General features: G+C 35.5%; 15 protein-coding genes. 4 read left to right on the top strand and 11 right to left on the bottom strand.

Annotated features, from left to right (window positions below):
* Positions 1-481: 481 nt before the first annotated feature.
* Positions 482-784 carry a helix-turn-helix domain-containing protein gene (locus tag PSE60_RS06970; protein ID WP_272664951.1) on the top strand — a complete coding sequence of 101 codons (303 nt, stop codon included), beginning with the start codon at positions 482-484 and terminating at the stop codon, positions 782-784.
* Between the two features lie 100 nt (positions 785-884).
* Here PSE60_RS06970 and PSE60_RS06975 read toward each other — a convergent pair whose 3' ends face one another.
* The 10 genes from PSE60_RS06975 to PSE60_RS07020 all read right to left on the bottom strand — a co-directional run bounded on the left by PSE60_RS06975 (position 885) and on the right by PSE60_RS07020 (position 10,919).
* Positions 885-1,916: a fimbrial protein gene (locus tag PSE60_RS06975; RefSeq protein WP_272664952.1), complete on the bottom strand. Its 1,032-nt coding sequence runs from the start codon at positions 1,914-1,916 to the stop codon at positions 885-887.
* The gene (locus tag PSE60_RS06980) at positions 1,907-4,387 is read right to left on the bottom strand and encodes a fimbria/pilus outer membrane usher protein (protein ID WP_272664954.1); all 2,481 of its coding nucleotides are present in this window, start codon (positions 4,385-4,387) and stop codon (positions 1,907-1,909) included. Before PSE60_RS06980 ends, PSE60_RS06975 begins: the two co-directional genes overlap by 10 nt.
* Before the next feature lie 9 nt (positions 4,388-4,396).
* Positions 4,397-5,098 carry a fimbrial biogenesis chaperone gene (locus tag PSE60_RS06985; protein WP_272664955.1) on the bottom strand — a complete coding sequence of 234 codons (702 nt, stop codon included), beginning with the start codon at positions 5,096-5,098 and terminating at the stop codon, positions 4,397-4,399.
* A 110-nt stretch (positions 5,099-5,208) separates the two neighbouring features.
* Positions 5,209-5,787: a fimbrial protein gene (locus PSE60_RS06990; RefSeq protein ID WP_210840339.1), complete on the bottom strand. Its 579-nt coding sequence runs from the start codon at positions 5,785-5,787 to the stop codon at positions 5,209-5,211.
* Between the two features lie 1,587 nt (positions 5,788-7,374).
* On the bottom strand, positions 7,375-7,608 hold the full coding sequence (locus tag PSE60_RS06995; RefSeq protein ID WP_272664956.1) for a putative hemolysin: 234 nt from the start codon (positions 7,606-7,608) through the stop codon (positions 7,375-7,377).
* Positions 7,609-7,699: 91 nt separating this feature from the next.
* Complete coding sequence (locus tag PSE60_RS07000) at positions 7,700-7,909, bottom strand: hypothetical protein (protein ID WP_004910742.1); 210 nt, start codon at positions 7,907-7,909, stop codon at positions 7,700-7,702.
* A gap of 466 nt (positions 7,910-8,375) precedes the next feature.
* Positions 8,376-8,816, bottom strand: coding sequence for a YcgN family cysteine cluster protein (locus PSE60_RS07005; RefSeq protein WP_210839203.1), 441 nt, complete (start codon positions 8,814-8,816; stop codon positions 8,376-8,378).
* 20 nt (positions 8,817-8,836) lie between these two features.
* Positions 8,837-9,493: a fumarylacetoacetate hydrolase family protein gene (locus tag PSE60_RS07010; RefSeq protein ID WP_272664957.1), complete on the bottom strand. Its 657-nt coding sequence runs from the start codon at positions 9,491-9,493 to the stop codon at positions 8,837-8,839.
* Between the two features lie 19 nt (positions 9,494-9,512).
* A complete protein-coding gene (locus PSE60_RS07015; RefSeq protein WP_272664958.1) occupies positions 9,513-10,601 on the bottom strand; it encodes a lytic murein transglycosylase in 1,089 nt (362 codons plus the stop codon).
* A 48-nt stretch (positions 10,602-10,649) separates the two neighbouring features.
* Positions 10,650-10,919, bottom strand: coding sequence for a YcgL domain-containing protein (locus tag PSE60_RS07020; RefSeq protein ID WP_210839207.1), 270 nt, complete (start codon positions 10,917-10,919; stop codon positions 10,650-10,652).
* A gap of 129 nt (positions 10,920-11,048) precedes the next feature.
* Here PSE60_RS07020 and minC point away from each other — a divergent pair, with 129 nt between their 5' ends.
* Genes minC through minE form a run of 3 tightly spaced genes read left to right on the top strand, consistent with a single transcriptional unit; the run spans position 11,049 to position 12,877 of the window.
* Positions 11,049-11,750: a septum site-determining protein MinC gene (gene minC, locus PSE60_RS07025; protein WP_210839209.1), complete on the top strand. Its 702-nt coding sequence runs from the start codon at positions 11,049-11,051 to the stop codon at positions 11,748-11,750.
* 23 nt (positions 11,751-11,773) lie between these two features.
* Complete coding sequence (gene minD, locus PSE60_RS07030) at positions 11,774-12,589, top strand: septum site-determining protein MinD (protein WP_004910734.1); 816 nt, start codon at positions 11,774-11,776, stop codon at positions 12,587-12,589.
* Positions 12,590-12,592: 3 nt separating this feature from the next.
* On the top strand, positions 12,593-12,877 hold the full coding sequence (minE, locus tag PSE60_RS07035; RefSeq protein ID WP_004910733.1) for a cell division topological specificity factor MinE: 285 nt from the start codon (positions 12,593-12,595) through the stop codon (positions 12,875-12,877).
* A gap of 151 nt (positions 12,878-13,028) precedes the next feature.
* Here the strand turns inward: minE and PSE60_RS07040 are convergent, their stop codons facing one another.
* Positions 13,029-13,802 carry an energy transducer TonB gene (locus tag PSE60_RS07040; protein WP_272664959.1) on the bottom strand — a complete coding sequence of 258 codons (774 nt, stop codon included), beginning with the start codon at positions 13,800-13,802 and terminating at the stop codon, positions 13,029-13,031.
* Positions 13,803-13,837 lie beyond the last annotated feature (35 nt).

Raw genomic sequence — 13,837 nt, forward strand, 5'->3', positions numbered from 1 at the left:
CAAATTATTTGATAGTTAATAAATATTATTGATTTATTTATTAGTCATCTTTAATTATTCAAATAATAACCCTACCAACCTATAAAAAAACAAAAAATTAACATTTACTCTTATAACTTAACTTTACATCCTCAATCTTACACATCCCAAAAAGAAAGCAACCAATTGAAAACAAAGGAAATAATCAAATTTTTTATAGCAATTAAATTTTAAGTATCAATTTGAATTTGTTAATATTAATTCTTATTTTAACAATCTTAGTTTGATGAATTCTGCATTCGCTATTTTTACTTATTTTCGTTATAATCCCTTACTATAAATGATGTTATTGTTTATTAATGTTTAAAGCTCTAAATCGCGATTTTCATCATATTTATGTTCATTAAATCTTTTAAAATACTTTAGTTTTTAATATACTATCAAATGTAATTTTAATTAAGTGCATTAAATAATAACCCTTCATATAAATTGAGGATGTCATATGGACATTCATACTATAATAGGCATTAAAATAAAAAACCGGAGAAAAGAACTCGGTCTATCTGGAGCTAATTTAGCTGATAAATTAAATTTAAGTCAACAGCAAATCTCACGTTATGAGAATGGAATTAATAAAATACCTATCAATCATTTAGTTGATATCGCTGAAGCGCTAAATTGCCCCATTGAATGGTTTTTCCAAGGTTATACGAGTGGATTAAAAAATGAAAAAAATGATGAATCCGAACATATCAATAAAGAACGACAGTATGTTGCTGAAAGTATAATTGTTGATTTGAAATAAGTCTTCTATAATAACTACGAATTATCATTTTGAATATAAAATAAAGGCTGACTCTAAATATAAAGTCAGCCTTTATTATTAAATAAAATACTTTTAATAATTAATCATATGTAATATCAAAACGCATTTGAGCATAAACTTCACCGGGTGAAGTTCTATCTTCATATTGAAAATAACGAGCGATAAGTTCTATATCGATATCTTTTGTATCATTATTATTTAATGATGCTACACGATATGGGCGGCCAAAATTGATTGGGCTTTTATCTTTTCGTTCTATAACTTGAACACCAATTCCTTTTGCTGGGCTATAGGTACTTTGGTTTGCTAAAACACCATTTACTTGAGTTCCTGTCGCTTTTATCCCGTTAAAAGTAACATCAATATTAGTCTTACCTGTAAAACTAGTACCGCCACTACATTTCAATTTTATGGTAAAATCTTTTTCACCAGCAGGCTGGTCTCTCGCTGTTAATTGAACTCGTTTTATAGGGTCTAACATTACATTTTGATTTTCACCACTTGTCACTTGGCAGGATGGCGAAACGATAGTAATAGCATTTGCATCCAAATAACTTACCAGATATGGATTATTATTAGGCTTATATCCATAAGTTGTATAAATTCCGCTTGCCAATGTTCCTGTTCCAGTATATTTGGCTGTCTTGATCAAGCTTAATGTGAAAACGGAATCATTTAATGTAACTCTCGTATCATAATTCCCTACATTTAAAGGAAAAGTGCTTGGGTAAGTCATTGAGTATTGACGACCCGATGAACGGTGGAATTTTAAACCAATACCTTCAACATTCGTTTGGTAAATTTTCCCACCAATATCGCGTAAATCAGGCATGACCACTTCAGCCTCAATATTCACCTTTCCACGACACCAGAGGTAGGTTTGGTTGGTATTCATTGAATAATCTTGTGTTTTAATTACACTACCAACCGGAAGGTTAGGATCTACAACAATTTTTCCAAGTCTCATATCTACTCTATATGCCGGCTGACTTGTTCTTTCGCAACTATTCATATAGATGTATCCAGGGCGTCCATTATTTGCAGAAACTCCATTTGCGGTAAATAGTAACCCTACCCCAATATACCAAACCCATTGATTTTTTATTGACATAGAACTTCCTTGCTATTTCCTGCAGCTAATGAGAATGTACATTGACCTTTATCCCACGTAATAATGGCATCAGTTGTAATTTCACTGCTAATGAACACCATACCACCTTGCCCAACAATACCGATTGCCTCACCTTTTTGATCTGTCACATTAGCGCCAAATGGTAGTGGTTTGTTATTAGATCTTTTAACGCTATAAACCACATTTTTTTCAATCTTAGTACCAAATTTAACCTTAACGACACTACCTTCATAAGGAACTATCTGTGATGACATATTTTCAAAAATAATATCTTCAGAACTGCCTTTCGGGTCAATTTCGATTTTATTAGTGCGATAAGCTCTTACATAAGGCGCAATAGCATAACCATGACTATCAATTGTCGTCCCCATCGCCCCTACCACTGATGCACCTTCTGCGTCTTTCGCCTCAATCAATGCAATTGTGGTTGCATTATTCGGCGTTAGCGTTATTCCACCGGAGTGCAAAACTAATGACCCATTTGCGCCTATACCATATTGACGATAACCTTCACCTTGGCTGTAATTCGCATTTGTATTGGCCGACGATGTACGGTAGCTAGTATTAAGACCGATATTTTTCGCACCACCATTTGCAACTGAGGTATTGATTCCGTATGTCCAATTATTATCACGGTCAAACGTACCGCTGGTACCTATTTGGCTACTTCCGAACTTTTCATTATTAAATGTAGTATTAGACGTTAAAGTAGACACCTGATTCTCTCCCCAATAAAGAGGAATGCTCAAGTTCACACCGATCCTGTCATCTTTTTTATCATGACTATTTTGTGTATACACCCTCATAAATGACAAACCATATGAAAGGCGATTGATGCTATTGTTGTAACTTAGTTGATATTGTTTTTCTGTTCCTGACTTATCCCAATAACTTGAAATACGCCCCATGAAATAAATTCCACCGTAACCTTCAGGTAAATTTTGGTTAATAGTGTAACTGAAACCATTTTTTTCACGCCCTAATGTATCGACAACGCCACGTTTATCGTTATCAATAGCATAAAGTGCATTATTAATATTGTAATAATCTTTCGTTGAATATCGATATGCTGCTAACACAAGATTTGTGTCTGTTTCAGTGAATAACTTATTAAATGTAAAACGATAACTTTGCCCATAATCTGTACGGTGATTAAATACAATGCGAGATTGTGTTACATCAATTGCAACCGCACCAATCCCAGTATTAATACCACTTCCTAACAAATAAGCTTGGTAATCATCAAAAGCAGTGACCCCACCATAAAGGGTAAATGTATTATTAATCCCATGCTGAAGAGTCGCTTGCACAACAAAAGGACGATTTCTTAAATTTTCAGAATCAGATTTACCGCCCGCTATTTGGTAACGCGTGAACCCTGGACGTAATAATTGTGCTAACGAAGAATATGGCACACTAAAATTAGTCTCGCTACCATCAGCCTCTTTTACTGTAACATTCAAATCATTACCATAACCCGATGGGTAAACATCATTTAAACTAAATGGCCCAGGAGACACGGTTGTTTGGTAAATAATATTGCCATTTTGCCGAATCGTCACTAAGGCATTACTTTGAGCGATCCCTCGAATTTCAGGGGCATAAGTTGTCATTCCATCTGGATACATATTGTCATCCGTTGTTAGCTTAGCCCCTCTTAAGCCAATACTATCGAATAAATTACCATCCGTATAAAACTGCCCAATAGTCGCTTTTGATTTTAGTGCGGCAATAGGCCTTTGCAGATAAGTTTGATTGCTATTCCATTCAGAACCTGTAGAACGCTGCCAACCCAAATTTCCTATATGTTTCAATAGCCAACCATCATAACTCAAGCCAGCATTAACGCCTAAATAGGCGCTAGAGCTATTTGAACCTTGGTTTCCACTAATATGGCTATCATAGTAATTAGCCATATAACCAATATTTAATGCAGGAATTCCTGTTTCCCAAAATTGCGAAGAAACATAACCCCGAGAAATTTTTTGTTCGTAAATTTGCGGTACAGAAATATCTAAACGTAGTGTCGACGTATGAAATATATCTTTAACTTCTTTGTCGCTGTTCCACTCATTCAACGGCAGACAAGTAGCACTGTTTTTATCAATTGATGGATTAAATTTTTCAGTATCAATACCTAAGTTTGAAAGTAACTCAGGGGTATAACAAACCCCTAATTGTTTATTTTTTTGTTCTTCAAAATTAAGTTCGTAACGCCCTTTCCAATCATTATTCGTATATACATCAACTGAATACTTTCCTGGACTAATCCCTGTCGCATTAAAACGGTCTAAATCAACGTTGTCTTTACTTCCCATAATAAAGCCACTATTGAATTCATAGGTTTCTTCTTCAGCTGAGGCATGGAATACGGGAACAATCCATGACGTAATAAAGCAGACTACAGAGAGTGTATTGCTATATTTATTGTTTAACTCTCGCTGTTTCATTATATATTCCTATTTTACAGTTAGAGTCACCGCAACATCTGAACCATAGTCATTAATATTGTTAACAACAACCTTACTGCCAGACTTAATTGCCTGCTTTAATTCAACTAATGTTTGATTTTTGGGTTCTATCAAAACAGTTTTATCTGTGAGACCAACCTTTCCATCGATGGATATTTTTGTGACCGTAATATAAAAAGGTGTTGGATTTTCAATAGCAATATTCTTACCATTTGTTTTGATAACTAACTGTTCAGGTGCTAATTCTCGGCTACCTAGCCCAACAGGTCGGTAAAAGAATTTAAAACGAGAACGAATTGCTAGCTGTAAAACATTCTGCATTTCCCCATCTTTGCCTTTTACAGTAGGCGGAATATCTAGAATATTAAGCCACCATAAACTTTCCCTATCTTGAGGAATTTGCCCTTTATCCATTAACTTTATGCGTAAATTTTGACCACCTTTTGCTTCTACTCGAGAAACAGGAGGAGTAATTTGAAATGGGGTTTTTATCGTATCAGGTGTTTCTGATGCATTACCTGTATCAAGCCAAGCTTGAGCAACCGCTGGACGTTCTGCTGTATTTGAAAGTTGTACGGTGATCTCTTTCTCATCTCCAGGGTAAATAAATCTCGTACCATTAACAATTATATTGTTAGCAAACGAATTAATACTGAAGATAAAGCAACATGCTAATACGATAGCTTTCATTTAAACCTCAAAACATAAAAGCGGCAGTGTTCTACCGCTTATTGCAATAATATCCATTAGTGTTTTACTGCAACGTCTAATAACACTAATTTAAAACAACCAACCTATTCTTATTGATAAGTGATTTCGTAAGTTGCGTAGCTTTTAACTTCACCTGCAGTAACTTCTGTTGGTTTATCGGTGATATAACCTACGTAATATTGGAAACGTGAACCTTGGTCAATTTGAGTAATAAGCTCGGATGGCTGTTGTTTGTCGCCGCCTGGTACGATGAATTTTTTAGCGTCATCAGCCGATAAAACAAATTGGATATTCTTCGCACCAGTAGAATCGGTATTCGCTAAATAGCCTAATTTTTCGCTACCACTTAATAAGTTACCACCAGTCCACACCACACCGATCGTTTTAGCATTGCCGCCAACTGATGTTGCAGAACAGTTAGTCACATCAATTGCAAATGTTTTTGGTTTTAATAATGTACCTTTACCACCTGCTTGAACTTCTTCTAATGAAATTGGTGCTAAGTATACGCTTGCATCGCTACCTTGACCGTCAACAGAAACAGTACAAGAAACATCAGTTACTTTACCGTTAAAGTTAACTTGGCCACCGCCAACTTTATTTGCTGCGTTAGCTGTTGATAAGCCGATGATTGCTGTAGCAACAGCGGTCAGTAGTACTTTCTTCATTTTCATTTCCTAATATGAGATTTTATTCTTACATTTAAAGAACTTATTAAGCTTTTATTTAATTAATTGGTAAATAAAGAAAAATAAAAACTCCACCGCATATTGAATACAGTTAGTCATTTATGTTTCATTTTTAAACCATTTTTACTAATGCAAGTAAATATCTTTCTTAATTAGTCCTATTTAGAATTTATAATCATATGCACGATATGATTTCGAAGAGAGGATACATAATAACTTAAATTTAATTAAATCGTTTTTTCCATCACTTATTAATTTTTTGATAGCCCCAGGCTATTAAAAATGATCTATTGATTGAGTTTTTTAATGCATTGATTCCACTAATTTACTCGCACAAAGCTTAATATTTGGACTTTAATATCGCTTTGTTTTAAATTTTATTTTTTTAAATCAACTAAACTAAAAAATAAAGATTATTAGAAACAAAGAAAATCGTTATATTCAGATTGAATATATATTTTAATTCACATTTTGATACTTTTTGTCGCAAAATATCCACAGCATCAATCTAATAATGAATATCAATTAAAGACTAAAACATTAATTTAATTAATATTTATTTATCTATGAAGATATGTAACACCTGACAATTACAAATATTAAATTTCGAATTATTATGCTTGAATGCCAAATTAACACACCATGGGTGTATAAGCGCTCTTTTATATTAACAGTCTGCTTTGGTCATTATTAAAATTTAAAAATGTGATTTTTAGCGAGGTAAATGTCGATTTTAATCAAAATTAAAAAATAAATGGAATGTGGGAAATAAAAGCGATAGAAGAAATAGCGATAAAATCGCAATATAACCCTTTATTCATTCAACTTGATATTGTAGTAAAAACCAAAATACCAAATTATTTAGCCGAGCCTATGTTAAAAAAAATTATCATTATTTTTGATATAGGATAAGAAAACACGATTAACTGTACAAACTATAAACTGTGTTATGTCAATTTTCTTGTTTTATAACTTCATGAAAATAATGAGGTTTTCTTAAAACGAACACCCTACAGAAATGTGATCTACACATCAATTTTTGACATTAAGAATATTCCTAAATCACTCATTACGTGTGTTAAAGTGTGATCAAATCCAAAAAGTCATCGCTAAAAGATGCTGTTTTGCTCTATTACTTATCCACTGGCAGACAGTTTAACGTCTTTTTGGTAAATCAATCGCCCTAATAAGACTAATTTATTTAGCAATTACATAACATAAGGTAGCTGTTTCTATTTTAGTACAACAATTTACCGATTATGAGACATTAATGGATAAAAATATTTTATATCAATAATTTGCCATAAACAGATGAGGTCATCCTTACTAAATCTATATGAAGCCATCAAAATATTGCAACTACCCTTATGATGAGCCTAATAAGTATTAGTCCTGTGTATTACCATTGCTATCTAGTTGATCGAATGACAAAAATACGCATACCGCCTGTAGCAATATCGGCTAATTTGAAGAAATAATTAACACAAAATAGAAATATTATTGGATTGGAACTGTTAGATTGGAACTACAGCAAAATCTTAAATAAGTTTTCGCTGTAGTAGTTGATTAATGTTTGTTCTGGCGGTATAGAGCCCACTCTTCTACTTTATCACCTGAAGGTAAGATACAGTATCCGACTTGCCCTTTCTCTGTTATCTTAATTTCTAATTTCCCCCCAATTTGTTCACAATACACAGAAGCAGGATTGGCCATGCCTACCGCTTTTGACTCAATTGCGGTTGTATTGGAAACACATCCGGAAATAGTAGCTAAACTCACTAACATAAGTATTTTCTTCATAAGAAATATTCTTTAGTTAATTTGGAACATTCATTTATTATTATGGAATGAGATGAATATAATCTGATTTTATTAAAAAATAAAACTCATTTTACTTACGCCTCTTGTTGTCGAAAAGAACAATCAAAATACCAAAAAATGCAATTAGCAAACTGCCAATAATATAATTCTGCCTATCAAATGCTAGCCCTGAATCCTTCACACTCTCCCCATAAACGATAGGAATACTTACATCCATATTGTAAGAAATAATCGCGGTAATGAGACCTATAATTGTGAGTACCACACCAAATGTTTTCATTTCCATCCCCCATGTTACTCTTGAAAAAATAGATTAGCTAAGTATCTTGATAAAAGCAAAATGGGAGGTCACAAATCACAATTTTCCTCAAATAAAAATATGATAGTTTTAAGCTATAGCACATAAATATTGTGAGTGGTCGGTTTTAAAGATGGATTTTCATGCAGTTAGAATTTTGAGTCTGATAAAACTAATAACTAGAAGGTAATATTGAATATTCATTGAAAATTTCTATGATTAATAGAATTAAAAATCACACCTTGTTGTGATGTGATTATTCTTTACTTTCATTTAACCCACTATAATGCACCAATTAAAATGAATAAATTATCATCGATGCAGCTTGGCTAAACTTTCCAAAAAAAGAAATTATTGCTGGTAAAATAGCAATATTTAGAATGGCAAGTAAGCCTACAGTTGGCAACGATATTTCCATAATAATTTACTGTACCATAGAGGGATACTACTACCCTCTACCCTTCGGCCTATTCATAATGTGTTCTTCCCAATCCACCACATCAATTTCTCTGACCGCGATATGGCGAATGGACACACCTTCATTATGCATTGCCGCTTTAGAACCGGTTTTTAATGGGTGCCAGGCCGGGAGTGACTTTCCTTCTAATAACAAGCGGTAAGCGCAAGTACCTGGCAACCATTCAAATGTTTCTAAGTTATAGCGATTAAGTTTTATGCAATCCGCTTCATAACTGAAGCGGTCTTCATAATGCTTACACTGGCAAGTTTTTAGATTTAACTGATTGCAAGCGACATTAGTAAAATAGATTTCATCTGTATCCTCATCCATTAATTTGTGCAAGCAGCATTGCCCGCAACCATCACAGAGAGATTCCCATTCTTCATCCGTCATTTCATCTAACGTTTTAACTTGCCAGAACTGCGACATAATACTTATTAATCCTATACTTAAATAACCCGTGTAGTCAGCGAGTGATCATTAATTGATAATTTTAGCATATCACCAGAAGCTAATGGGCCAACACCATCAGGTGTTCCCGTTAAGATGACGTCCCCTGCACGTAATGTGAAAAAGCGGGACATATAGCTAATCAGAGGTAAAATCGGTGTGATCATATCACGCGTCGAGCCCTCTTGGCGAACCTCACCATTAATTTCTAGAGAAAGCTGAACATTTTGTAAGTCATTCGGACTACTAACAGGAATAAAACCAGAAATTGGACATGAGCCATCAAATGATTTGCTTTTTTCCCATGGCTGGCCTGCTTTTTTAAATTTAGCTTGCAAATCACGTAAGGTTAAATCTAATGCAACTGCATAACCGGCGATAGAACGCGATACACGATCTTCATCTGCATTTTTTAATGGCATACCAATTAAAATTGCCATCTCAATTTCATGATGAACAGCACCAAAATCTTTTGGAATAACTATGGATTGAGTAATATCACACAAGGCAGTCTCTGGTTTTATAAAAATAACAGGTTCTTCCGGTGTAGCAGAGCCCATCTCTTTTATATGCTTTGCATAATTACTACCAACACAAACAACTTTATTTGCAGGGAAATCCAGTAACGCACCTTGCCAGTCACGATGTTGATACATAATAGTACTCCTATTATCGTTATTGTATTTTATTAGCGATGCCATCTGCCATCATGCATACACTCAATGCAAAATAATACGAGCGGTTCCAATGCATTATGGTTCGAAAATTTTCGGTCACTAAAAATGCCCTGCCTTCAGGGTCATCTGGAATAACCACCCACGTTTTTACGCCTGAAGGTAACTGAGCAAATGCAGGTAATGTAACGCCCAATTCTTGCCATTCACTAACAGTTTTCCCTTGTTCCGCTTTTACGCCTTCCAACGTTTTATTAAAATCTACAGGTAAGTTAACTTGGTAACCCCATGGTAATTTGGCTTGCCAGCCTTCTGTTGATAAATAATTAGCGATGGATGCAAAAACATCAGATTTATTATTCCAAATGTCCATTTTGCCATCACCATCACCATCTGCTGCATAAGACAAATAAGAGGTTGGCATAAATTGACTCTGGCCCATGGCACCAGCCCATGAACCTTTGAGCTGTTGATCTTCTGGGATATAACCTTTATCCATTATCTCAAGCGCGGCTAAAAGTTGTTTGCTAAAAAGCGCTTCTCTTCGTCCTTCAAAAGATAATGTCGCAAGTGCCGAGATAACATCCTCTTTACCCTGTGAGCGCCCAAAACCGCTTTCTAATCCCCATAATGAAACAATAAACTGAGGTGGAACGCCATATTTATCACTGATAGCATCTAGAGTGGATCTATTTTCTAAATATTTGTCATAGCCTGCATTGATGCGCGATTGTGGTAATACGTTTTTTAAATAGCTTGCTAACGTCACCGTCGCCCTTTTCTCTGGTTGGCCTTTATCTGCTTTCACTACACGCTCAATAAAATAGATATTAGCAAAAGCACGTTCAATGGTTGCAGGCTTAATTCCCTGTTCAATAGCATGTTCTTTCAGTAATTCCACATAAGCCGGAAATTGTGATGGTTCACGTTGTTCAATAGGAAATGCTTGATCTAAAGCAACGACTTCTTGGGCTATCGCCGCATTTTGTTCTGCTGTAATCGGTTGAGTAACAATTGATTCGTTATGTGTTGCAGAGCAACTTGTTAAAAACAAACCAGCGACTAATGTATATAATAACGTTGGTTTCATTTGTCTCCTCCAGACTGTCATTGCTTTTCAGGATTTTCTTAATTTGCTCTAGTTATTCAGTTCTTTGTGTTCTGAAAGCAAATTTTCCACCGGAGGTGGGAATTGTAAATAATAACCAACTTCTAAGAGGTCAGATTTAACCTTTGCCAAGTCAGCATTGGCAAGCTTTTCACGCTTATCTAATGAGATAAGCATAGCAAACTGAGGTGTGCCAAATTGGGCTAATAATTCATCAGGAACACGTGAAAAATCATCTTTCTTCTCAATATAAAGATAAGTTTGGTCACGTTTAGGGCTTCTATAAATTGCACAAATCATTATATTTAACTCTTTTTCTTAGTTCATTAGCTTGCTTGAAGTATATAGTAACTATAACATGCTATTGTTTTACAGAATATCTTCACCCGAGGATTGTTTCGGAAATTTTAATTTGCTGAGTCTGGATAGATGCCACAATCGCCAATAGAACTTAAAGGCAGCAGTTTTACTCTTTCAGTTATTCACTTATACAGTGAAGAGCCTAAACTCATCAAAAAAGCGCTGCAAGATAAAGTAAATCAAGCTCCTGATTTCTTTAAAAATGCTCCTGTCGTAATTAACATTGCTGAATTATCCCCAAATGCAGATTTACAGAGCATTCATCGTTCTGTTGTTTCTGCGGGATTACGTATTGTTGGGGTCAGTGGGTGTACTAACCCGCAAATGCGACAAAAAGCAAACGATGCTGGTTTACCGATATTAAGCGAAGGTAAAAGTCAAAAACCTGTTGAGATTCAGCCTGAGCCTCAGGCTGCTACAGTTCAAACTGAGCCTTTATATCGTAAAACTCGTATTATCAATACCCCAGTTCGCTCTGGACAACGTATCTATGCACCAAATAGTGATCTGATCGTCACAAGTAATGTTAGTGCAGGTGCAGAACTATTAGCAGATGGTAATATCCATATTTATGGCGTGATGCGAGGCCGTGCATTAGCAGGAGCCTCTGGCGATATTGAAAGTCAGATTTATTGTACTCATTTGCAAGCTGAGCTGGTCTCAATTGCAGGTGAATATTGGCTGAGCGATCAAATCCCTGCTGAATTTCTCGCCAAAGCAGCTAAACTTTGTTTAGTTGATAACAAACTTAATATCGAATATTTAAATTAGACCTTATTTACAAGGAATTATTCATGGCACGCATAATTGTAGTGACTTCAGGTAAAGGTGGCGTTGGTAAAACCACTTCAAGCGCGGCCATAGCTACTGGCCTGGCACAAAAAGGGAATAAAACAGTAGTGATCGATTTTGATATCGGCCTACGTAACCTTGACCTCATCATGGGGTGTGAACGTCGAGTAGTCTATGACTTCGTAAACGTTATCCAAGGTGATGCGACCCTGAATCAGGCTTTAATCAAAGATAAGCGCACCGAAAATTTATTTATTTTACCTGCTTCACAAACACGCGATAAAGACGCATTAACTCGAGAAGGAGTAGGCAAAATTCTTGACGAATTGAGCGACGACCTTGGTTTTGATTTTATTGTTTGTGATTCCCCCGCTGGTATCGAAAGTGGCGCTTTAATGGCGCTCTATTTTGCTGACGAAGCCATTATCACTACCAACCCGGAAGTGTCTTCTGTCCGTGACTCTGACCGTATTTTAGGTATTTTAGCGTCAAAATCACGTCGTGCAGAAAAAGGTGAAGAACCGATTAAAGAACACTTATTGTTAACACGCTATAACCCTGGCCGTGTAACCCGTGGCGATATGCTAAGCATGGAAGATGTTCTGGAAATCTTATGTATTCCTTTGATTGGTGTTATTCCGGAAGACCAATCTGTACTGCGCTCTTCTAACCAAGGTGAACCGGTCATTTTGGATACAGAATCTGATGCAGGCCAAGCCTATGATGATTGTGTTGCTCGTATTTTAGGTGAAGATCGCCCTATCCGTTTCATTGAAGAAGAGAAAAAAGGTTTCTTAAAACGCCTATTTGGGGGATAAATAATGGCTTTATTGGATTTCTTTCTGTCGAGAAAAAAAACGACAGCGAATATCGCAAAAGAGCGATTACAAATCATCGTCGCAGAACGCCGCCGCGGTGATAGCGAGCCCCCATATCTTGCAGATATGAAAAGAGATATTTTGCAGGTTATCTGTAAGTATGTCCAAGTTGACCCTGAGATGTTATCAGTGCAATTTGAGCAAAAAGGGGATGATATTTCTGTTCTTGAACTAAACGTTACGCTACCTGAAGGTGACGAAATAAAAACAACAACAGAAGAAAAGTAATTTGCAAAGAAAGCCGCTGTCTAATTTTAGGATTAATTCAATAGGTCGCGGCTTGCTTTTATCTTATTAATATAAAAATAAATAAAGCCCCCCCCTCGGGCGCTAATTTCAAACATCTATTCAGATTGAAAGCCACCCTCTATTTGGCAATTTATAACTCGAATTCAATTGACAATGTTATCTGTTTCTTTAAACCCTCTGGTGGTATACCAACAGAGCGACTCTTTGCTATAGCCGTTAACGCAGCTTGGTCGAGTTGTGTATGCATAGAAGACTTAGCAATACTCACTCTTGTTATCTCCCCCGATGACGTAAGCGTAAAATTCACCAAAACCTTTCCTTGGGTATGGGTATTTCTTGCTTTTCTTGGGTAACGTTTATGGCGCTCTATTTCTCTACGTAATTTATCAATATAAGATTGATAATTCGCACTTATATTATCCCCTACTGCCCTCGTATTTTGCGCACCCTGTTCCCCAGCGGCATTTGACAAAGCACTATTTTGGCCTGCTTGTTGTTCTTGTTTTACATCATCGTTTTTTTTGTTTTGTTGTTGTTCTTCTTTCTGCTTAATTATTTTCTTATTTGGTTGTTTTTGTTCTTTTTTCTCGATAACTTTTTTCTGTACATCCGAAACTTTATTTTCATCACTATGCGTACTTTTTTTATCAGCAACTTTGATTACCGCATTTTCATTTTGTTGCGACTCAGAAAGTAAACCGCCAGTTCGCTTATTATTTAATGTGACATCATTTATTTGCCTTTCAATTACATTTTGCGTCAATGCAATAGAGATAATCGCCGCCTTTATTGGCGTATAAATTTGTGCATGACGTGTTTTTTCAGCACTTAAGCAATAAAAAACGATACCAAAATGAAATAATAGCGAAACCATAACAGCAAAATTAAAACGTAGAGTAAGCATTTTAATATCCCTAATAGCCCCTTCGCTAATGCCAA

Source organism: Providencia sp. PROV174, assembly GCF_028480685.1.
GTDB classification, from domain to species: domain Bacteria; phylum Pseudomonadota; class Gammaproteobacteria; order Enterobacterales; family Enterobacteriaceae; genus Providencia; species Providencia rettgeri.